25 protein-coding genes are annotated in these 20679 nt (G+C 69.5%); 7 read left to right on the forward strand and 18 right to left on the reverse strand.

The features are described from left to right. Positions 1-152 precede the first annotated feature (152 nt). The 4 genes from IEZ09_RS32600 to IEZ09_RS32615 form a co-directional block, all read right to left on the reverse strand. Positions 153-689, reverse strand: a complete 537-nt coding sequence (locus tag IEZ09_RS32600; protein WP_189257652.1) for a sortase domain-containing protein — start codon at positions 687-689, stop codon at positions 153-155. A 64-nt stretch (positions 690-753) separates the two neighbouring features. Continuing rightward, the gene (locus IEZ09_RS32605) at positions 754-1452 is read right to left on the reverse strand and encodes a hypothetical protein (RefSeq protein ID WP_189257653.1); all 699 of its coding nucleotides are present in this window, start codon (positions 1450-1452) and stop codon (positions 754-756) included. Positions 1453-1461: 9 nt separating this feature from the next. Next, the gene (locus tag IEZ09_RS32610; protein ID WP_189257654.1) at positions 1462-2058 is read right to left on the reverse strand and encodes a class F sortase; all 597 of its coding nucleotides are present in this window, start codon (positions 2056-2058) and stop codon (positions 1462-1464) included. Positions 2059-2110: 52 nt separating this feature from the next. Next, on the reverse strand, positions 2111-3514 hold the full coding sequence (locus tag IEZ09_RS32615; protein WP_189257655.1) for an NAD(P)H-quinone dehydrogenase: 1404 nt from the start codon (positions 3512-3514) through the stop codon (positions 2111-2113). A gap of 110 nt (positions 3515-3624) precedes the next feature. On the opposite strand from IEZ09_RS32615, the gene IEZ09_RS32620 reads away from it, so the two are divergent. Next, entirely contained in the window at positions 3625-4074 is a 450-nt protein-coding gene (locus IEZ09_RS32620) for a gamma-glutamylcyclotransferase family protein (RefSeq protein ID WP_189257656.1), read from the forward strand. On the opposite strand, the gene IEZ09_RS32625 is transcribed toward IEZ09_RS32620, so the two are convergent. The 8 genes from IEZ09_RS32625 to IEZ09_RS32660 form a co-directional block, all read right to left on the reverse strand. After that, positions 4075-4884, reverse strand: coding sequence for an ESX secretion-associated protein EspG (locus IEZ09_RS32625; protein WP_189257657.1), 810 nt, complete (start codon positions 4882-4884; stop codon positions 4075-4077). Then, positions 4884-6080, reverse strand: a complete 1197-nt coding sequence (locus tag IEZ09_RS32630; protein WP_189257658.1) for a PPE domain-containing protein — start codon at positions 6078-6080, stop codon at positions 4884-4886. Before IEZ09_RS32630 ends, IEZ09_RS32625 begins: the two co-directional genes overlap by 1 nt. Positions 6081-6082: 2 nt before the next feature. Beyond that, entirely contained in the window at positions 6083-6388 is a 306-nt protein-coding gene (locus tag IEZ09_RS32635) for a transcriptional regulator (protein ID WP_229813158.1), read from the reverse strand. Between the two features lie 157 nt (positions 6389-6545). Next, a complete protein-coding gene (locus IEZ09_RS32640) occupies positions 6546-7133 on the reverse strand; it encodes a DUF3558 domain-containing protein (RefSeq protein ID WP_189257660.1) in 588 nt (195 codons plus the stop codon). 6 nt (positions 7134-7139) lie between these two features. After that, positions 7140-7706, reverse strand: a complete 567-nt coding sequence (locus IEZ09_RS32645) for a GNAT family N-acetyltransferase (RefSeq protein ID WP_189257661.1) — start codon at positions 7704-7706, stop codon at positions 7140-7142. Positions 7707-7717: 11 nt separating this feature from the next. Beyond that, a complete protein-coding gene (locus IEZ09_RS32650) occupies positions 7718-8494 on the reverse strand; it encodes an HAD-IA family hydrolase (protein WP_189257662.1) in 777 nt (258 codons plus the stop codon). Beyond that, complete coding sequence (locus IEZ09_RS32655; RefSeq protein ID WP_189257663.1) at positions 8473-8859, reverse strand: DUF1707 SHOCT-like domain-containing protein; 387 nt, start codon at positions 8857-8859, stop codon at positions 8473-8475. Before IEZ09_RS32655 ends, IEZ09_RS32650 begins: the two co-directional genes overlap by 22 nt. A 30-nt stretch (positions 8860-8889) precedes the next feature. Further along, positions 8890-10659 carry an acetyl/propionyl/methylcrotonyl-CoA carboxylase subunit alpha gene (locus IEZ09_RS32660; protein WP_189257664.1) on the reverse strand — a complete coding sequence of 590 codons (1770 nt, stop codon included), beginning with the start codon at positions 10657-10659 and terminating at the stop codon, positions 8890-8892. Positions 10660-10792: 133 nt separating this feature from the next. Between IEZ09_RS32660 and IEZ09_RS32665 the strand changes: the two genes are divergently transcribed. Continuing rightward, positions 10793-11449, forward strand: a complete 657-nt coding sequence (locus IEZ09_RS32665; RefSeq protein WP_189257665.1) for a hypothetical protein — start codon at positions 10793-10795, stop codon at positions 11447-11449. On the opposite strand, the gene IEZ09_RS32670 is transcribed toward IEZ09_RS32665, so the two are convergent. The 3 genes from IEZ09_RS32670 to IEZ09_RS32680 all read right to left on the reverse strand — a co-directional run bounded on the left by IEZ09_RS32670 (position 11446) and on the right by IEZ09_RS32680 (position 14897). Then, entirely contained in the window at positions 11446-12726 is a 1281-nt protein-coding gene (locus IEZ09_RS32670) for a dicarboxylate/amino acid:cation symporter (RefSeq protein ID WP_189257666.1), read from the reverse strand. The two genes, IEZ09_RS32665 and IEZ09_RS32670, sit on opposite strands and share 4 nt — an antisense overlap. Positions 12727-12907: 181 nt before the next feature. After that, entirely contained in the window at positions 12908-13507 is a 600-nt protein-coding gene (locus IEZ09_RS32675; protein ID WP_189257667.1) for a Maf family protein, read from the reverse strand. Continuing rightward, the gene (locus tag IEZ09_RS32680) at positions 13467-14897 is read right to left on the reverse strand and encodes a DHA2 family efflux MFS transporter permease subunit (protein ID WP_268247665.1); all 1431 of its coding nucleotides are present in this window, start codon (positions 14895-14897) and stop codon (positions 13467-13469) included. Before IEZ09_RS32680 ends, IEZ09_RS32675 begins: the two co-directional genes overlap by 41 nt. A gap of 35 nt (positions 14898-14932) precedes the next feature. Here IEZ09_RS32680 and IEZ09_RS32685 point away from each other — a divergent pair, with 35 nt between their 5' ends. Next, positions 14933-15325, forward strand: a complete 393-nt coding sequence (locus tag IEZ09_RS32685; RefSeq protein ID WP_189257669.1) for a hypothetical protein — start codon at positions 14933-14935, stop codon at positions 15323-15325. Positions 15326-15396: 71 nt separating this feature from the next. Here IEZ09_RS32685 and IEZ09_RS32690 read toward each other — a convergent pair whose 3' ends face one another. Further along, positions 15397-15618 carry an acyl-CoA carboxylase subunit epsilon gene (locus IEZ09_RS32690; RefSeq protein WP_189257670.1) on the reverse strand — a complete coding sequence of 74 codons (222 nt, stop codon included), beginning with the start codon at positions 15616-15618 and terminating at the stop codon, positions 15397-15399. Next, positions 15615-17261, reverse strand: a complete 1647-nt coding sequence (locus IEZ09_RS32695) for an acyl-CoA carboxylase subunit beta (RefSeq protein ID WP_189257671.1) — start codon at positions 17259-17261, stop codon at positions 15615-15617. The genes IEZ09_RS32690 and IEZ09_RS32695 overlap by 4 nt, the downstream gene beginning before the upstream one ends. Positions 17262-17378: 117 nt before the next feature. Between IEZ09_RS32695 and IEZ09_RS32700 the strand changes: the two genes are divergently transcribed. Genes IEZ09_RS32700 through IEZ09_RS32715 form a run of 4 tightly spaced genes read left to right on the forward strand, consistent with a single transcriptional unit; the run spans position 17379 to position 20196 of the window. Further along, positions 17379-18197, forward strand: a complete 819-nt coding sequence (locus IEZ09_RS32700) for a biotin--[acetyl-CoA-carboxylase] ligase (RefSeq protein WP_189257672.1) — start codon at positions 17379-17381, stop codon at positions 18195-18197. Between the two features lie 13 nt (positions 18198-18210). Then, entirely contained in the window at positions 18211-18735 is a 525-nt protein-coding gene (locus IEZ09_RS32705; protein ID WP_189257673.1) for a PH domain-containing protein, read from the forward strand. After that, the gene (locus IEZ09_RS32710) at positions 18722-19651 is read left to right on the forward strand and encodes a hydroxymethylglutaryl-CoA lyase (RefSeq protein ID WP_189257674.1); all 930 of its coding nucleotides are present in this window, start codon (positions 18722-18724) and stop codon (positions 19649-19651) included. Before IEZ09_RS32705 ends, IEZ09_RS32710 begins: the two co-directional genes overlap by 14 nt. Then, the gene (locus tag IEZ09_RS32715) at positions 19648-20196 is read left to right on the forward strand and encodes a GNAT family N-acetyltransferase (protein WP_189257675.1); all 549 of its coding nucleotides are present in this window, start codon (positions 19648-19650) and stop codon (positions 20194-20196) included. The genes IEZ09_RS32710 and IEZ09_RS32715 overlap by 4 nt, the downstream gene beginning before the upstream one ends. On the opposite strand, the gene IEZ09_RS32720 is transcribed toward IEZ09_RS32715, so the two are convergent. After that, positions 20180-20617, reverse strand: a complete 438-nt coding sequence (locus tag IEZ09_RS32720) for a MaoC family dehydratase (protein ID WP_229813159.1) — start codon at positions 20615-20617, stop codon at positions 20180-20182. The two genes, IEZ09_RS32715 and IEZ09_RS32720, sit on opposite strands and share 17 nt — an antisense overlap. Positions 20618-20679 lie beyond the last annotated feature (62 nt).

Below are 20679 nucleotides of genomic sequence, written 5' to 3' on the forward strand. Positions count from 1 at the left end.
CCCAGACCCTCGCGGCCTAACCTTTACTTAGCCAGTCCAACTTTCCGGGACCAGTTCAGGTGGAGGAAGGAGCCCTTCATCGACCTAGGCCGGCGCTGTGTTGACTCCTAGGGAAGCTGGCCGCTGCCACGTCCTGATTGGGCTTCGCCGAATCACGACGTGGCAGCGGCATGCACGATCACGTTGTCGGGGGTGCCGCACGTGATCAGCCGCAGTCCCTGCTCGTCCGCGTCCCTCGCGACGGCTTCGGCGAAGAAGTCGTCGCGGATGATCCTCTCCGTGCGCGACACGGTGAAGCGGGCGACCGAACCGTCCTTCTTGGACACTTCGACGACGTCGCCCTGCTGCAGGTCGTTCAGCCGGTAGAAGACGCCTCTGGCCCCGTTGCTCTCGATCCGCCCGACGATGATCCACTGCTGGGGGTGCGTCTGGCGCCACCCGGCCTGCATGCCCTCGCTGACGGGCGGCATCTCGACGACGCCCTGCTGGTCGAGGCCGAGCTCGACCAGTGACGACCGCACGCCGATGCGCTCGATCCGCAGCTCCATCGGATCCGACTTGCCGAGCGGTGACACCACCGGCGGCGGCGCGCTGTCGCTCGTCGCCGCCGACGGCTTCGGTGCCGGCCCATGGGAGCAGGCGGTGGCCAGCACCGCGCTCAGCACCGCGATCAAGACACGAGTCCCCACGAACCCATTGACGCACATCCGGTGGGTCAGTTGCTCGTCCGGTCGAGACACAACCGAACCGTGATCATTTTTCCTGCGCGGTGCTGCCACCACCGGTGTCGGGCGCGCCCTTCGGCTTCACGATCGGCGGCCTGGGGCTGCCGGATGGCGGTGGCGTCGTCGGCGGGCCGCCCTTGACCTTGAAGGTCTGGGTGAACGGTGGAACGCCGGGGCAGGCCACCTCGGCCGTGTAGGTGCCGGGTGTCGTGACTGCCCTGCCCGTGCCCGCCAGCTCGGCTCCGGGGCCGGGGTTGCGGACGAGGACGATCGGAGCTGCGAAACCGGGCGACGTCACGGTGCTGGGACACCGGCCTCTGACCAGGACGGCCTGCACCTGGATCTCCTCGCCGGGGTCGTACTCCTGCTGGTCCAGGCTGAAGGTGAAGATCGGCGGATGGATCCGGTGGATCTCGAACGCCCGCGTGAAGACCTTGCCGTTGCAGGTCGCCTGTGCGGTGTACTTGCCGACGGACGCGGTTGTCTTCCCGCTGCCGTAGAGGGTCGGGAACTGGCCGGACATGACGCGCAGGTCGATCGGCGCCTCGAACCCGTCCGACGTCACCGGGCTCTCGCAGCCGGACCAGACGGTCGCCGAGACGTGGACCACCTCGTGGGGACCGTAGATGTCGCGGTCCAGGGTGAAACCGTCCTGTGCGACGGCGGTCGGCGTGAACACGAACGCGGTTGCCACGGCGGCGAGCAGTGCGATGGTTCTCCTTCTCATCGGTGCCCCTCAAATCAACTTGGCGTAGACGATGATGTTGTCCCGGTAGCTGTGCGCGGCCTGGTCGAAGCTGCCGCCGCAGGTGATCAGCCGCAGCTCGGGTTCGCGGGTGTCGCCGTAGACGGCCTCGGTGGGGAAGCTGTTCTTGGCGATCTGCTCGGTCCGGTGCACGCGAAACCTCGCCGTGCTTCCATCCTTTCTGGACACTTCGACCTCGTCGCCAGCGACGAGTTCCTTGAGACGGAAGAAGATTCCCGGCTGCCTGTTGCCGTCGACGTGACCGAGGAGCACGGCGGGGCCCACCTCTCCCGGTGTGCGGGCGAGCTTGTACCACCCCGCCTGCATCGGTTTCTCGACCGGGGGAACCTCGATCGTCTCGTCCGGGTTGAGCCCGAGCGGGATGAGCGAGGACGTGGCCCCGATCTTCGGGATGCGCACCTCGGTCGGTTCCGAGGGCGGCATTCCTCTGTCCACAGCGGACGGTGGAACGGTGGTGCTGCTCTGCTGTTGGGTCGGTGCGGGTGTGGTGGGCAACGTGACGTCAGGAGGTGAGGCGCAGCCGGTCAGCAGCGCCAGTGCGACGAAGATCACCCATGACGAACGCATGCCCCGAACACGCGGGTGTCCGGGGCACGGTTGCCTTGCTGTTGCACGTTACCTAATCGAGATCGTCGTGTCGCATGAGCTGGCGGCCGGACTCGGTGATCGAGCCGGACAGCGACGGGTAGACCGAGAACGTCGTCGCGAGGTGCTCCACGGTCAGCTGGTTCTGCACGGCCAGCGCGATCGGGAGGATCAGCTCGCTCGCGTTCGGGGCGACGACCACACCGCCGATGACGACACCCGTCGCCGGGCGGCAGAACAGCTTCACGAAGCCGCGGCGCAGACCCTCCATCTTGGCGCGGGGGTTCGTGGCGAGCGGCAGCATGATCGTGCGCGCGGGCACCTCGCCCGAGTCGATCGCCTGCTGGCTGATGCCGACGCTCGCGATCTCGGGGTTGGTGAAGACGTTCGCGGCGACGGTCTTGAGCTTGATCGGGCTGACGCCCTCGCCCAGCGCGTGCCACATCGCGATGCGGCCCTGCATGGCGGCCACCGACGCGAGCAGCAGCACACCGGTGCAGTCGCCGGCCGCGTAGACGCCGCTGACGTTGGTCCGGCTCACCCGGTCGACGGGGATGTACCCGCCGCGGCCGAGCTCGATGCCGATCTTGTCCAGGCCGATGTCGGTGGTGTTCGGCACCGAGCCGACGGTCATCAGGGCGTGCGACGCCTCGATCGTGCGACCGTCTTCCAGGTGGATCAGCACACCGTCACCGGTGTTCTCGACCCTGTCCGCGCGGGCGTGCTTGACGACGGCCGTGCCGCGCTCGGCGAACACGTCCTCCAGCACCGCGGCCGCGTCGGCGTCCTCGTGGGGGAGCACCCGGTCCCGGCTGGAGACCATCGTCACCTTCACGCCCATCTCGGTGTAGGCGGAGGCGAACTCGACACCGGTGACACCGGAGCCGATGACCGCGAGGTGCTCGGGCAGTTCGGGCAGGTCGTAGATCTGCCGCCAGGTGAGGACGCGCTTGCCGTCCGGCTCCGCGCCCGGCAGCACCCGCGGCGTGGCGCCCGTTGCGATGAGCACCACATCGGCGCTGAGGATCTCCTCGCTGCCGTCCGCGGCGATCGCGACGACCCGGTGCTGGGCGAGGCCCTTCGAGTCGTCCGCGAACTTCGCCCGCCCGTTGATCAGGCGCACACCCTCGCGCTGCAGCCGCGCCCGGACGTCCGCGGACTGCGCCAGAGCCAGGCCCTTCACCCGTCCGTGCACCACGGGCAGGTCGACGGCCGCCTGGTCGTTGTTGGTCTGAATGCCCAGTTCACCGGCGTTGCGGAAGGCGCTGCGAGCCCCGGCCGAGGCGATGAACGTCTTCGACGGCACGCAGTCGTACAACACGCACGCGCCACCGGCCCCGTCGTTCTCCACCACGGTCACGTCGGCGCCGTGCTGCGCCGCGACCAGGGCTGCCTCGTAACCTGCGGGTCCGCCGCCCATGATGACGATGCGGGTCACGATCATTCCCCTTCTGCGCGCTTGCTGGCCGGGCACAACCGTACGCGTTGGCCGAATCGCCCGTGTCGTCAGTACCGAAAGCTGATCGTTGGGTCGCTACGCTGTCGGACGTGCCGCTCTATGCCGCGTACGGGTCGAACATGGATCCGAACCAGATGATGGAGCGAGCCCCGTACTCCCCGCTCGCGGGGACCGGCTGGCTCGTCGGTTGGCGTCTGACGTTCGGTGGCGAGGACCTCGGCTGGGAGGGCGCTCTCGCGACCATCGTCGAGGACCCCGATGCCCAGACGTTCTGCGTGCTCTACGACGTCTCGCCGCGCGACGAGTCGCGCCTGGACAGGTGGGAGGGCGCGCTCGGGCTGTACAAGAAGATCCGGCTGAGGGTGCAGACCCTCGAGGGGTCCGTGGTGGCCTGGCTGTACGTGCTGGACGCCTACGAGGGCGGCCTGCCGTCCGCCCGGTACATCGGGGTGGTGGCGGACGCCGCGGAGGCGGCCGGGGCGCCGGACGACTACGTGAACGACCTGCGGACGCGCCCCTGCCAGGGCATCGGGCCCTGATCAGGAACCGGCGGCCTCCGCCAGCAGCTCCACCAGGTGGTGGTGCAGCCGGCGGTAGTCGACGGGCGTGATCGTCGACCACGGCGGCTGCCCGTCCACTGCCCGCCTCATCTGCAGGTACCGCCCCTTCGGCGTGTCGTAGAACGCCACCACCCGATCGGGTCGCACCCGCTTCCCCCACTTGTCCCGCGCGGCGGCACCGAACTGCCCGCGGTGGGAGGCGTCGCGGACCATCTCGGCCAGCGTGTGGGCATCGTCACCGCGCAGCCCGCGCGAGCGCAGCGCGGCCTCCAGCTCCTCCGGGGACGAGGCTGAGGCGGCCGCTGCGTCCAGATCGGCCGACGGCAGGGTGATCGAGTGGCCCTCGCCTGCGGGGGCCGCGGGAAGGGCGGTCAGGGCCTCGCGCGGCAGTCCACCGGCCTCGGCGGGGCGCAGGACCAGCTGGCCGCTGTCCATGACGGCCAGGACGCCTGCCTGCCCCTTGCCGGCGGCCAGGAGGCGGACGCTGCGCTCGTTGAGCCACATGCGGGCGTCGATCTCCTGCTGCGGGCGGTTCAGCACGTGCAGGAGGTCCTCCAGGGTCGGGTCCAGGGCGCGCGGGCCGCCCAGACCGCGGGCACCGAGCTGGCGCCAGACCTGGTCCTCGATCTCCCTGCGTTCCTCGCGGGTCTTGCCCGGTGACGGGACCTTCAGGACGAGCGGCATCGTCTCCAGGCCCAGGTGTTCCCAGAGGACGTCGAACTCGAGCGTGGAGATGACCACCGGGTCGCGCGTGTCGCCCATCCCGAGGTCCAGGTCGAACAGAGTCATCAGTCGGTCGTGCTCTCCCCGATGACGGGCAGCGTGTAGCTGCCGACGCCGTAGATGTCGTCGCGTTCGCGCAGGTAGTCGGCGGCCTTGTGCTCCAGGTCCTCCTCGTCCTCACCCTTGCGCGGGCCCATGCCGCCGAACGGGTCGAACGACTGCTGGATCGGCACCGCCCTGCGGTGGACCTGATCGTTGCCGGAGGCGCCGACCGTGCCCATCGGGCCCATGGCGGAACCCGGCGCCGAGGACACACCGGCGGCACCGCCGTGACCCATCACCGGGCCGATGGCCGCCGACGACGCCGCGGTCGCGCCCTCCTCCATCTCCTTGCGCTCCTTGCGCTCCGAGGAGCCAGGACGGCCGGAGCGCTGACCGGTCAGACCGGCACCCGCGGTGCCCGTCCCGGCCGCGCCGGACGTGCCGGCCGACGACAGCGAGGTCGTCGAGCCCTTCGCGGAGGAGGAAGAACCGGTGGACGCCGACACCCCGGACGTGCGGGTCTGCGAACCAGGTTGCGTGGTGCCGCGCGGTGGGGTGACAGCGGACGTGCGCGGACCCGACCCGGTGCGGCCGCGTGTGACGCCGCCGGTCGTGCCGTTCGGGCCGACGACCCAGGCACCGGCCGTGCCCACCTGGGCACCGCCGCCGTGGGTGACGCCGGTGCTGCTGATCTGCAGCTGCGGCGGCTGGCTGAACTGGCCGAGGGTCGAGGTGTTCGCGGTCGTGGACGACGCGTAGGTGGACATGACCTCACGGGCGCGGCGCTCGGCGGCGTCCTGGGCCGCCTCCTGCTTCTCGTGGTCGGTCTGGCCGCCGAAGAGGTGGGTGAGGCCGGTGACCAGCGCGCCCGGCTGTTCGGCCGTCACGGTGACGGGCGGCGGCATGTCCGCGCGGGCCTTCGAGATGTGGTTCGCCTGCAGCTCGGCCGAGTAGCGCATGACGTCCGCGCCGGTGCGCGCGCTGTCCGCCCAGGCGGCGATCGGGTTCAGGCCCGCCTGCGCCATTTCGGAGGCCTTGCCCACCCACCTCGCGCCCGACAGCGTGATGCCCTTGTGCAGGTCGTCGTTGATCTCGCTCAGCGCGGCCGACACGCCCGTCCAGCGCTCCATCGACGCGAAGGACGCGGCGGGGCCGGGACCTGCGTGGATGCGTTCGTACAGCTCCTTGTGGCTGTAGCCCTGCCAGCGGTGGTCTGCCATGGTCAGCACCCGCTCTTGTTCATCATGCCGGTGTTGTCGCCCTCGACCACCCGGTACTGGCGCTCGATCTGGTTCAGGTTGTCCATCGCGGTCTTGAGCTGGCGCTGGTAGTTCAGCAACGCCTGCAGCGCCGAGTCGCCGTCGGAGATCGACCTGTCGTTGAACTTCTCCGCGGCCTCCTGGCTGACCGGGTCACCCGCCCACGGCCGGACGCGGAACTCCGTGATCGCCATCTCGATCTGCTTGTCGAGCTTGGTCAGCGCGGCGGAGAACGTGCTGCGCAACGCCGGAATCGCCGCTGGCTCCACGTTCAGCTCGTGGCTGACTGGCGGCGAGGAGTCTGCCCCGCTGCGTCCCCCTGGCGGCATGGTGAGACCTCCGGCGGTTGTGCGTACAAGCGCGTCGACACTCTAACCACCGAAAGTAACGCTGGGGAGTGGGATCAGTGACATCCGCCCGTGTGGGTCAGCGCTTCTGCAGCAAACTGGCCATCGCCGCCTCGGCCACGCGCTGGGCTCCCAGACAAAGATGATCTTGTTGTACCGCAGTGGAATTCCCGCCGTCGCGGAACATGACGTCGAGGAACTGACCGTCCGCCACGTCGATCTCCACGTTGCAGACGTCGTTCACGTCGGGTGTGCGGACGGTAATCGCCGGGAAGCCCTCGATCGAGCTCACCGTGTAGTCCACCTGGGCGTTCTCGGAGAGCCACACGTCGGCGCCGGAGACCAGCACGAGCGCGAGCCGCGCGACGTTGCCGCTGGTCGTGCTGCGGATCGTGCACGCCTTCGCGCCGCCGAAGCTCGTCTCGACGTACGCGCTGGGCGGGTTGTCGAGGCTCAGCGACGTGCGCTGCTCCGGCGTCAGGATCGCGCACGGGTCCAGGTTGTCGAGCGGCACGGCACGGGGCCGCTGCGGGAAGTCCATCTGCGAGTGCGTGGTCGTCGCCGGCGGCGGAGGCGAGGGCGGTGGGCTGTCGAGTGAACTGGGGGCAGGTCCGGCCGTGCACCCGGCCAGCGCCACCGCGACGACGAGGAGCGCCGTGATCCGCATGGCAGGTCACCGTAGCTGTTCGGGGTGGGGGTCTGTCGCCAGCCGTGACCACAGCATCTCGTCGACGCGCTGGTCATCGATGATCAAGCTGCCGCGAAGTCGACCCTCCAGGGTGAACCCGCACTTCTCGGGGATCCGCTGCGACGCCGCGTTGAACACCGAGTGCTTGTAGACGATCCGGTGCATGCCGGCCGCGCCGAACGCCCAGCCGATCACGGCGTTGAGCGCGATCGGCAGGATGCCCTTGCCCCGGTGCTCCGCGTGGGTCCAGCAGCTCACCTCGGCCGATCCGACGAAGTGGTCGAGGTTGTGGAGGACGATTCCGGCGACCATCTCCGCGGTGACCGCGTCGCACACCGCCCACGACCAGCGGTAGTTCCTCTCCCAGCCGTTGGTCATCAGCATGATGAACGTCTGTGCGCTCGGAGCGTCGTCGATGCCAAGGCGGTTCATGTACCGCTTGGTCTCCTCGTCCGAATAGATCTCGACGAGTGCCTTCACGTCGCTGATGCGGTCGTCGTTGCGGAATGCGCGCAGGTAGTACTCACCGGCGTTGATCTCGACTGGCTCCACGAGCCCAGAGGCTAATCGGCGCCGGTGAACCCGTCGTGACGTTCCGCCAGATCATCGAGCTCGGCCCGGTGCGCAGAGGCGGGCGTGCCGTCCGGGGCCGTCGTGAGCTCGATCACCCAGTCCACGTCCTCGGCGTCGTCCTCACCGGCCAGCATGTCTCTGTGCACCGCGCACGGGCCCCAGCCGTCCTCCAGCAGCTCGGTGGCCAGCTCCTCGGCGTCGTCGCGGTCGGGGAGGATCAGCAGCACGGTCGGCGGGATGAGCCCGCGCACCGCCAGCGCGGTCCGCAACGCCGCCGTGTCCGGCACGTGCACGCCGTCCAGCCCGGCTTCGCACGCGGCTCGCACGTTCTCCGCGGAGTCGTCGCAGAACACCGCCGTCTCGTGGCCGAGCTCGGCCAGCACGCGCCGGAAGATCGCGGGATCCGGCTTCGCGACACCGAGCCGCGCCGAGTTGAAGACCGCGTCGAACTCCGCGTCCAGCCCGAGCGCGGCGAGATCGGACTCCAGCCGAGTGGTCGCGTTGGACAGCAACGCCACGAAGCACTGCCTGCGGGCGGCACGCACCAACGCCAGCGCCTCGCTGATCACCTCGCCCGGCGACGCGGCCCAGCCCTGGCCGACCTGCTCGCGCCACTGCTCGTCGGTGATCTCACCGGTGACGGCGCGGCGCAGCAGCGACGGTTCGAAAGCGACCTCGGCGATCTCCGCCGGCAGCGGCGGGAACCTGCGCACCACGCCGTCGAGATCGAGCAACAGCAACGGTTTCAGCGCCGGCGTCCGTTCCACTGGCCCCACAGGATCGCGACCGCGGGGATGAGCAGGAAGATCAACGGGTTCCGCAGCACCGCGAAGAACAGGATCACCACGGCCACGCCGACGACCGGCACGACCGCGCCCTCCCACCGGCGCGCCGGCGCCCTGGACGGCTCGGGGAACATCGGCATCGGCGTGGCGAACTGGGGACGCGGGTCCGGCAGGTCGTAGAACAACGCCATCAGCTCGCCGCGGGTCTTCGCGGTCGTGATCTTCGCGGACCGCTCGCCGTACTCGTCGACGTCGATGCGGCCCGCGCTCATGTGCTCGCCGAGCACCTGCAACGCCTGCTGGCGCTCGGTGTCACCGATGCGGATGTCCCTGGACGGGTCGCTCACCCTTCAATCGTAGGTGAGCGACCGATCCCGTCAGTCCTTCAGCTCGCAGATCACGGTGCCCTGGGTGATCGGGTCACCGGGAGCCGCCGCGAGACCCGTCACGGTGCCCGCCTTGTGCGCCGTCACCGGGTTCTCCATCTTCATGGCCTCCAGCACCACGATCAGGTCGCCCACCTCGACGGTCTGCCCGTCCTCGACGGCCACCTTCACGATCGTGCCCTGCATCGGCGCGGCCACCGCGTCACCGGACACCGCGGCGGACCCGCCACCGGCACGCTTCGACTTCGGCTTCTTCGCGGCCGCGGCGGCCGGGCGAGCGGCACCGACGGCGAGGTCACCTGGCAGCGAGACCTCCAGACGGCGGCCGCCGACCTCGACCACGACGGTCTGGCGCGGCGTCTCCTCCTCGGAGGCCTCGGCCCCACCGGCGAACGGCGGGATCTGGTTGTCGAACTCGGTCTCGATCCACCGCGTGTGGACGGTGAAGCCCTCCGGCTTCTCGGCGGTGAACGCCGCGTCCCGCACGATCACGCGGTGGAACGGCAGCACCGTCGCCATGCCGTCGACGACCATCTCGTCCAGCGCCCGGCGGGCCCGCGCGAGGGCCTCCTCGCGGTTCTCGCCGGTGACGATCAGCTTGGCCAGCAACGAGTCGAACTGCCCGCCGATCACCGTGCCGCTCTCGACACCCGCGTCCACCCGCACACCGGGACCGGACGGCGCGACGAACTTCGTGACGGTGCCGGGCGCCGGCAGGAAGCCGCGACCGGCGTCCTCACCGTTGATGCGGAACTCGATGGAGTGCGCGCGCGGCGTCGGGTCCTCGAGGTGCTTGAGCTTCTCCCCGGCGGCGATGCGGAACTGCTCGCGCACGAGGTCGATGCCCGTCGTCTCCTCCGACACCGGGTGTTCGACCTGCAGGCGGGTGTTGACCTCGAGGAACGAGATCGATCCGTCCAGGCCGACGAGGTACTCGACGGTGCCGGCACCGTGGTAGCCGGCCTCCTTGCAGATCGCCTTGGCGGAGCTGTGGATCGTGGCGCGCTGCTCGTCGGTCAGGAACGGCGCGGGCGCCTCCTCGACCAGCTTCTGGTGACGGCGCTGCAGCGAGCAGTCACGCGTGCCGACGACGATCACGTTGCCGTGGGTGTCGGCGAGGACCTGCGCCTCGACGTGGCGCGGCTTGTCCAGGTACCGCTCGACGAAGCACTCGCCGCGGCCGAACGCCGTGACGGCCTCGCGGACGGCGGAGTCGAAGAGCTCCGGGATCTCCTCGATCGTGCGCGCGACCTTCAGACCACGACCGCCACCGCCGAACGCGGCCTTGATCGCGACGGGAAGCCCGTGCTCCTGCGCGAACGCGATGATCTCGTCGGGGCCGGAGACCGGGTCCTTGGTGCCGGGCACCAGCGGCGCACCGGCGCGCATCGCGATGTGCCGCGCGGTCACCTTGTCACCGAGGTCGCGGATCGCCTGCGGGGTCGGGCCGATCCAGGTCAGGCCCGCGTCGATCACGGCCTGCGCGAAGTCGGCGTTCTCGGACAGGAAGCCGTAGCCGGGGTGCACCGCGTCGGCACCGGACTGCGCGGCGGCCGCCAGCACCTTCTCGAACGACAGGTAGCTCTCGCCGGGCGTGTTGCCGCCGAGCGCGAACGCCTCGTCGGCGAGCCGGACGAACGGCGCGTCGCGGTCGGGGTCCGCGTAGATGGCGACACTGGCCAGGCCGGCGTCTCGGCAGGCGCGGATGACCCGGACGGCGATCTCACCGCGGTTGGCGATGAGGACCTTGCGCAGCGACACGGCGTCGTACCTCCTGCTGGACCGGTAATTACGGCTCTGGCTGGTGCCGCAGTCTACGGAAATCGGTGAACTCCGAGAGGGAGAGACGGCTCACTTCACATCAATCCTGGGCCCATCGGCCACAATCTGCGACGTGGGTGGATCCAGGTCCGTGCTGGTGACCGCTGCCGCAGCCGCCGCCGTGGTCGTGGCGGGGCTGACCTACGCCTTCCTCCAGCGCCCCGACCACACCGATTCAGCTCAGCCCGGCACCGACGCCACCATGCGCTGCGGTACCACCGTTTGCCAGTCCGTGGTGGGCAGATCGGTCGGCAAGGACCTCGTCGAACTGCTCGGCGGCACCGGCGGCGGACGGATCAGGGTGACCGGCGAGTCCGGCACGTTCATCTTCGAGATGACCATCGCCGAGACCGGCGCGACGATCAACGACAAGTCGCTCGTGTGCCAGGAGGCCGCGACCAGCGTGTGCCTCGTGCGGGGTGCGCAGGCCGGCAAGTGGCTCGGCGAGGTCCTGGTCAGCAGGCGCGGCACGTGGTCGCGCGAGCAGACCACCTACCTGGCCAGCGCCGGCTACCTCGGGCTGCACGACGTCAACGAGGACGGCGTCGCGGACGTCGTCGCGGCCCAGCTCGCCTGCGACGGCCAGTGCAACAACGCGTTCGTGCAGGTGTCGTCCATCGGCGGGAAGATCATCGGTTGTACGACGCCGGCGCCGGCGCGAGACCAGCTCCCTGGCTGGCCCGCACCGGCGCCGAAGATGTCCCAGATCCGGCCCTGCGCCGACTCCTAGGCGTTGACGAGTTCCTTCTCCTCGGACGGCTGCTCGATCAGGTCCTCGCTGCGCGCCACCAGCACGGGCACGGTGATCTGCCCGGCCACGTTGGTCGCGGTGCGGATCATGTCGAGGATCGGGTCGATCGCGTAGACCACGGCCACACCGGTCGCGATCACCTGCGGCGGCAGGCCGACGACGCTCAGCGTCAGCGTGAGCATCGTGTACCAGCCGGTGGTTCCGGCGGTCGCCAGCGCGCCGAACACGGCGACCAGCACGATGCCGACGTACTGCCACACCGAGAGCTGGATGCCGAACAGGTTCGCGATGAAGATCGTCGCGACGGCCGGGTAGACCGCGGCGCACCCGTCCATCTTGGTCGTGGTGCCCAGCGGCACGGCGAAGTTGGCGTACTCCGGCGAGACGCCCAGGTCCGTGGCGGCTTTGCGGGACAACGGAAGCGTGGCGCCGGACGAGCGCGACACGAACGCGAACTGGATCGCCGTGCCCGCCTTGCGGAAGAACTCGACCGGCGACGTCTTGCCGACGAACTTCAGCAGGATCGGGTAGACGACGAACAGCACCAGCAACGTGCCGACGTACACCGCGAGGATCAACGAGAACAGCGGCCGCACGAACGAGTTGCCGTACGACGCGACGGCGTTGCCGATGAGACCGAAGATGCCGATCGGCGCCAGCAGGATGATCCAGCCGACGACCTTCTGCACGATGTCGAAGAACGAGCGGACCAGGTTGGTGAACGGCGCTGCCTTCTCGCCGAGCGCGTAGGCGGCGAAGCCGACCAGCACGGCGATGAACACGACCTGCAGCACCTCGCCCTCGGTGAAGGCGCTGAAGATGTTGGTGGGCACCAGGTTGTCGAGCAACGCGCTCCACGAACCGGATGCGCGCTTGGCGAGCTTGTCGACCGCACCGGCGGCGGGCTCGATGTGCACGCCCTGGCCGGGCTTGAGGATCGCGCCGACGGCGAGACCGATCAGCACGGCGATGAACGACGTGATGGCGAACCACAGGAACGTCTTGCCGCCGAGCCGGGCGGCGGTGCGGCCGCCGCCGAGGTTCCGCAGCGACGCGATGCCGACGACGATCGCGGTGAACACCAGCGGGATCACGGTGAGCTGCAGCAGCGCCGTGAAGGTGGAACCGATCTTGGCGAGCACGGGCGCGAGCCACGTGCCCTTGCCGAGCCAGCCGGCGAGCGCGCCGAGGACGAGCGCGCCGAGCACGGTCAGGCCGAAGACCTTGGGCTTGCGGTATGTCTGGACGAAGGACACTGGAACATCTCCTGGGCAGGGATGAGCGGAAACAGGGCTGGGAGCGTCAGCTCCGACAGCCCGTGCTCGTCCTGCGGCCGTGGTCGATGTGCCGGCGGCGGGTCAAAAACTCGTTCATCGCACTGCCCCCAACGCGTGTGCTGAGGGCAGTCTTCCCTGATCAAGCCAAGTGTGACCAGCGCTACCAGAGTGTGGACACCGCGACGCCCACCTGGCCGAGCAGCCGGCGGGTCAGCGGCAGGCTGATACCGATCACGGACGTGTGGTCGCCGTCGATGCCGTCGATGAACCAGCCGCCCAGCCCGTCGATCGTGAAGCCGCCCGCGACGTGCAGCGGCTCACCCGTCGCGAGGTAGGCCTCCAGCTCCTCGTCGGTCGGCGTGCCGAACCGCACGGTCGTCGACTCGGCTCCCGAAGCGCGATCGACGACGTCTCCGCCGGAGACCCGCAGCACGGTGTGCCCGGTGATCAGCACTCCGCTCTTGCCGGCGACCCGCCGCCACCGCTCCCGCGCGACCTCGGCCGTGCCGGGCTTGCCCACGAGCTCACCCTCGAACAGCAGCATCGAGTCGCAGCCGATCACCACGCACTCGTCGTCGTGCTCGATCGCCTCCGCCTTCGCCGCCGACAGCGCGACGACGGTCTCCTCGGGCGTCGGGTCGGCTAGCGACGCGACCAGCGCGTCCTCGTCGACACCGGACACGCGGACGACGGGCTCGATGCCGGCGGACCGCAGGACGCTAAGACGGGCGGGTGACTGGGAGGCCAGGATCAGACGCACGCCCGGAGTCTCGCATGCCCGTTTCGCGCCTCATCAGCACCGCCGCGGTCACCCCGACGACGGTGGACACGACCAGCATGAGCAACGCGGCCCGCGTCGCCGCGGTGAAGTCGCCGGTCGCCGCCAGCACGATCTGCAGGACAGCGCCCGTGCCCGCGCTGCCGAGCACACCGCCGAACTGCCGCGAGGTGTTGTAGATCCCGGCGCCCGCGCCCATCAACGCCGGGTCGAGCGTCTTCGTGGCGATGTTCGTGAGCGGCGAGTAGACCATGCCCATACCGGCACCGACGACGACAAGCGCCGGCAGCAACACCCACGGCGACCCGCCCAGCTGCAGCGTCATCACGCCGATGCCGAGCCCGAGCAGCGCGAAACCGGTGATCGGCAGGTACTTGGCCCCCGGCCCGTTCGACCACCGACCGGCGAAGAACGCCACGACACCGGACACCAGCGAGGTCGGCGCGGTGAGCATCCCCGCCTCGAACGCCGACAGCTTCGGCACCGTCTGCACGAACAGCACGAGCGGCACGAACAGCCCGGTGACCGAGAAGCCGATGATCACGTTGGCGACGTTGCCGAGCGAGAAGTTCCGGTTGCCGAAGATGCGCAACGGCAGCAGGGGTTCTGCGTTGCGCCCCGCCGCCTGCCACAGCACGAACACGGCCAGCAGCACCGCGCCCGCGACGATGATCTCGGTGATCGTGATCGGCCCCGCCACCCTGCCCCACCCGTAGTGCTCGCCGTTCTGCACGCCGAACACGACCAGCCCGAGCCCCGCGCAGCACAGCAGGACGCCGAGCACGTCGAACCGGTGCGAGCGGCGGGGCTGCCAGTCCGGCACCCAGCGCAGCACCAGCGTGAGCGCGAGCACCCCGACCGGAATGTTGACGAAGAAGATCCACTCCCAGCCGAGCTGCGTGACCAGCACACCACCGAGCAGCGGCCCCGACACCGTCGCGAAACCGGCGACCGATCCCCACACACCCAGCGCCGCACCACGGCGGTGCGGGGGGAACAGGTGCGTGATGAAGGCCATCGTCTGCGGCGTCATGGCCGCGGCACCCAGCCCCTGCACGGCACGGGCGGCGATCAGCACGTGGGCGCTTCCGGCGAGCCCGCAGGTCAGCGAGGCCAGCACGAAGATCGCGAGGCCCGCGAGGTAGACCCGCTTCGGCCCGAACCGGTCGCCCAGCCTGCCGGTCAGCAGCAACGGCACCGCGAACGCCAGCAGGTACGCGCTGTTGACCCAGATGATGTCGTTGAGCGACGCCCGCAGCCCCTCGATCATCGCGGGCATCGCGACGTTCACGATGGTCGTGTCCAGCAGGATCATGAAGAACCCGACGCACAGTGCCGAGACGGCCCGCCAGCTTTGAGTAGTGCTACTGATGCGCGATCACCCCGTCCGTAGGCACCCTCGACCGAGTGAAGCGCTGGGTGCTTGTCCTCACCGAACGCGGTTCCGATCGCGAAGGCAAGCGCAGACGGATCGCCGCGGTTCTCCTCGTGCTCGCCGGGCTCGTCGGCTCGTGGGGCATCGGAAGCGTGCTCGCGAGCGATCCCATCGGCTACGGCGTGCCGATCTGGCCGTTCGCCGACCGCGTCGACCGCGCCGAGAACGCACTGCTCAGCCAGGTTCTCCCTGCGGTGCGCGACAACCTGCCGCTGGACCGCCACGACGTGCAGGTCCTGCGCAGGACCGACGCCTACGGCAGCGAGTTCTGGACCCTCGAACTGAAGGTCGACGGCGAGACGCGCTGCCGCGAGGTCGCCGTCGGCCTCAACATCACCAGCCGCCGGGTCGACTGCTCCGGCTGATCTTGTCGGACCTCGTGAGTACGTTGAAACGCAGGGGTTCCCAGCTCGGGGGTACCCCTGCGTCAGCCTGTCTAGCCGGGGAAGCCGGAGGCGCGCCAGGCGCCGGGCCCGTGCTGCAACGGCCGCCGCATCCGCCGAGCCGGGTTCGCCCACTCGGAGCGCGCAGCGGGCTTGTCCTCGGAAGAGGGCGCGGCCGCAGCCAGCCCGGCGATGACCGCGGTCAGCGCCGCGAGCTGGTAGTCGTCCGGGTCGCCCTTGACCACCCGGAGCAGAGGCTTCTGGTCGGCGCTCACAGCGGGATGTTCCCGTGCTTCTTGGGCGGCAGCGTCTCCCGCTTGTCCCGCAGCATCGACAACGCCCGCGCCACGTAACCGCGGGTGTACGACGGCGGGATCACCGAGTCGACGTACCCGCGCTCAGCGGCGACGTACGGGTTGCACAGCGTGTCCTCGTACTCCTGCTGCAGCTGCGCGCGCAGGGCGTCGACGTCCTCACCGGCAGCAGCGGCGGCCGCGAGAGTCTTGCGGTGCACGATGTTCGCCGCACCCGAGGCGCCCATGACGGCGATCTGCGCGGTCGGCCACGCCAGGTTGATGTCGGCACCGAGGTGCTTGGAGCCCATGACGTCGTACGCGCCGCCGTACGCCTTGCGCGTGATGACGGTGACGAGCGGCACCGTCGCCTCGGCGTAGGCGTAGATCAGCTTGGCGCCGCGCCGGATGATGCCGTTCCACTCCTGGTCGGTGCCGGGGAGGAAGCCGGGCACGTCGACGAACGTCAGCACCGGGATGTTGAACGCGTCGCAGGTGCGCACGAACCGGGCGGCCTTCTCGGAGGCGTCGATGTCGAGGCAGCCCGCGAACTGCGTCGGCTGGTTCGCCACGACACCGACCGAGTGGCCGTCGACGCGGCCGAAGCCGACCAGGATGTTCGGCGCGAACAGCGGTTGGACCTCGAGGAAGTCGCCGTCGTCCAAAACGCGCGAGATGACCTCGTGCATGTCGTACGGCTGGTTCGCCGAGTCCGGGATGAGCGTGTCGAGCTCGCGGTCGGTGTCCGTGATGGAGTCGGAGACCGAGCCTTCGGTCAGCGTGCCCTCGAACGCCGGTGCGTCCGAGAGGTTGTTCGACGGCAGGTACGACAGGAGTTCCTTGACGTACGCGATCGCGTCCTCCTCGTCGCTGCCGAGGTAGTGCGCGTTGCCGGACTTGGTGTTGTGCGTGCGACCGCCGCCGAGCTCCTCGAACGTCACGTCCTCGCCGGTGACGGTCTTGATGACGTCCGGGCCGGTGATGAACATGTGCGAGGTCTGGTCGACCATCACCACGAAGTCGGTCAGCGCGGGGGAGTAGACGTGCCCGCCCGCGTTGGAGCCCATGATCAGCGAGATCTGCGGGATCACGCCGGACGCGCGGACGTTGCGGGTGAAGATCTCGCCGTAGAGGCCGAGCGAGACGACGCCCTCCTGGATGCGCGCGCCGCCGCCCTCGTTGATGCCGATGATCGGGCGGCCGGTCTTGATCGCCAGGTCCATGATCTTGACGATCTTCTCGCCGTACACCTCGCCGAGCGAGCCGCCGAAGACCGTGACGTCCTGGGAGAACACGCACACCGGACGGCCGTCGACGGTGCCGTAGCCGGTCACCACGCCGTCGCCGTACGGGCGGTTCTTCTCTTGGCCGAAGTTGGTGGAGCGGTGCCGCGCCAGCTCGTCCAGCTCGACGAACGAACCGGGGTCGAGCAGGAGGTCGATGCGCTCGCGGGCTGTCTTCTTGCCCTTCGCGTGCTGCTTTTCGACAGCGCGTGCCGAGCCGGCGTGAACCGCCTCGTCGTTGCGCCGGTAGAGGTCAACGAGCTTGCCCGCGGTGGTGTGGACGTCCGGGACGCCTGAAGCGTCGGTGGGGACGTGCCCGATCGGCTCGGTCGCACTGCTCATGGGCTCGCAGCCTAACGAGAGCATTGCTGAACTGCCCCGTGCAGTTGTCCAGGTCACGGCAACCTGTTGGTCATCTCCCATCGCACGTACTCTCTCCCGTTCCAATAGCCTGGCCCGATGGACACCGCACTCGACGCCGAGGCGCTCCGCGCACGGCTGGTCGCACCCAACGGTCCGTACGCCGCGCTCGACGTCGTGGCGACGACGGCGTCCACGAACGCCGACCTGGCCAAGGCCGCCGCAGAAGGCGCCAAGGACCGCACCGTGCTGATCGCGCTGGAGCAGAGCGCGGGGCAGGGCCGCCGCGGCCGCACCTGGTCGTCGCCGCGCGGCGGGCTCTACCTGAGCGTGCTGTTCCGCCCGAGCGGTGTGCCGCCGAAGCAGCTGCCGTGGCTCAACCTGATCGCCGGTCTGGCGCTGGTGCGCGTCGCCCGATCGGTTGGTGTCGAGGCGTCCCTCAAGTGGCCGAACGACCTGCTGCTCGGTCCCAAGGGGGAGAAGGGCGCGGGGATCCTGTCGGAGATCACGGCCGGCGTCGCGCAGGCCGTCGTCGTCGGCATCGGCCTGAACGTGGCGAAGCTCCCGGACGACGTGCAGCCAGCGCCGGGCGGCCTCGCCCCGACGTCGCTGGAGGACGTGGGCGCGGCCGAGCTGGATCGAGGCGAGCTGGCGTTCCGGTTGCTGGCCGAACTGGCCGTGCTGGAAGGCGTGTGGCGCAAGAACGGCGGCGACGCGGTCGAGTCCGGCGTGCTGGAGGAGTACCTGGAGCACTCGGCGACCGTCGGCGAGCGCGTGCGCGTGGAACTGGCCGGCGGCTTGCAACTCGAAGGCACGGCGCAGCGCATCGAGCCGGACGGCACCCTGGTCGTGCGCGGCACCGACGGTGTCGATCACGGCGTGTCCGCAGGTGACGTGGTGCATTTGCGTCCGGCGTAGTTAGGGTTGGCCCATGGCCTATCCCGACGACCTGCTGAGCCCGAGCGAGCACGTCGTGATCCACAAGCACCCCCACTGGAAGATGCTGATCTTCCCGGTGTTCTGGTTGCTGGTGGTGGTCGCGATCGGCACCTACCTCGCCGGGCTCGTCGTGGACCAGTCGTGGGCCTCCATCGCGTGGATCGCGCTGACCGTGATCGGCGTGGTGCTGATCATGTGGCTGACCCTCGCACCCGTGGTGCGCTGGCGGACCACGCACTTCATCGTCACCTCCGACCGGGTCATGGCGCGCGAGGGCGTCTTCAAGCGCACCGGCCTGGACATCCCGCTGTCGCGGATCAACAGCGTCCGGTTCGAGCACAGCCTGCTCGACCGGGTGCTGGGCTGCGGCACGCTGATCATCGAGTCGGCGTCGGACGAGCCGCTCGAGTTCGACGACATCCCGTCCGTGGAGAAGGTGCATTCGTTGCTGTACCGCGAAGTCAACGACAACCCCGACGACGACTTCCACCCGAGGACGCTCGATGGGCGCGCGTGAGGTCGGTCTGCCCGACGTCGTCCCGTCCGGGTCGCTGCCCTCTCGGGTGACGATCTGGGAGGTCGGCGCGCGGGACGGGCTGCAGAACGAGTCCACCGTCGTGCCGGTCGCGGTGAAGCTGGAGTTCCTGTCCCGCCTGGCCGACGCCGGTCTGTCCGTTCTGGAGGCCACGTCGTTCGTGCACCCCAAGTGGGTGCCGCAGCTGGCCGACGCCGCCGAGCTGCTGTCCGGTTTGGACGCTCGGCCCGGCGTGAGCTACCCCGTGCTGGTGCCGAACGAGCGGGGGCTCGACCGGGCGATCGAGGCCGGGGTCAGGCACATCGCGATCTTCGCCTCGGCGACGGAGACGTTCGCGTCCCGCAACCTCAACCGGACGCTCGACTCGCAGTTCGAGATGTTCGAGCCGACCGTGAAGCGAGCGTTGTCCGCCGGCATGGACGTGCGCGGGTACGTGTCGATGTGCTTCGGCGACCCGTGGGAGGGCGCCGTACCGCGCTCCCAGGTCGTGGCCGTCGGCGAGCGGCTGCTGGAGATGGGCTGCTCGCAGTTGTCGCTCGGGGACACCATCGGGGTGGCGACTCCCGGTCAGGTCGAGTCGTTGATCGAGGGCTTCCGGGACGTGACCAAGCTGGCCGTCCACTTCCACGACACGTACGGGCAGGCGCTGTCGAACACGCTGGCCGCGTTGCGGTGCGGTGTCACGACGGTGGACTCGTCGGCCGGTGGGCTCGGTGGTTGTCCGTATGCCGAGTCCGCGACCGGAAATCTCGCCACCGAGGACCTGGTGTGGATGCTCGACGGTCTGGGCATCGAGACCGGCGTCGACCTGGACAAGCTCGTCGAGTGTTCGGTGTGGATGGCCGAGCAGCTCGGCAGGCCGAGCCCGTCGCGCGTGGTGAGGGCGCTCGCGAAGTGAAGGTCGTCGAGCTGACGCAGGAGACCTGGCCGCTCGCCGAGGCCCTGTTCAGCACGAGCAAGACCGTCGAGTGGTGCTTCTGCACCTGGTTCATGCAGACCAACGCCGAGATGAAGACGAACGACAACCGCGCGGTGCTGCGCGAACGGCTCGGCTCGCCGATCGGGCTGCTGGCGGTGGCCGACACCGGCGAGGCCGTCGGCTGGGTGGCCGTCGCGCCGCGGGCGTCGTACTCGCGGCTGGCGCGGTCGAAGATCACCGCGCCGGTGTCCGGCGACATCTCCGGCGTGTGGTCGGTGACGTGCTTCTACGTGCACCGGTCGGCGCGCCGCCAGGGCGACACGTCGTTGCTGCTGGACGCGGCAGTTGAACACGCGCGGAAGGCCGGCGCGAAGTCGATCGAGGGCTATCCGATCGACACCGAGGGCCGGAAGCTGCAGGCGGGCGAGCTGTACCACGGGCGGCTGTCGACGTTCCTCGACGCGGGCTTCGAACTGGTCGAGCGCAGGGGCACGCGGCGGGCGCTGGTCAACCGCGTGCTGTGAACATTCCGGTCGCGATGAACCGGTAGACCAGCTCGTCGCCCCGGTGGGCGGTCCCGGCGAACTCCACGAGGCCCAGGTTCGGGCGCTTCTTGGACAGGCGGGCGCTCAGCACCTCCGCGGCGAACGTCAGCTTGTCGCCCGCGTAGACCGGGGCCAGCCAGGACAGTTCCCGGCCGCCCGGCGAACCCTGGGACGTCGAGTCGGACAGCACCACGTCCACCCAGCGGCGCATCCACAGCGACGCCGTGTACCAGCCGGAGGCGGACAAACCGCCGAAAATCGAGTTCCGGCCGGCTTCTTCGTCCAGGTGGAACGGCTGCGGGTCGAACTTCTTCGCGAAGTCGACCATCTCGTCCCGGTCGACGATTATCTCGCCGAGCGGGATGATTCGGCCTGCGGGCAGATCCTCGAACGCGATCACGCGTTGATCGTACGTAACTGAATTCGCTGGGAACCGATCTAAGGGCGACGGCGTCCAACAGC

It is taken from the genome of Lentzea flava (assembly GCF_014648475.1).
GTDB lineage: Bacteria > Actinomycetota > Actinomycetes > Mycobacteriales > Pseudonocardiaceae > Lentzea > Lentzea flava.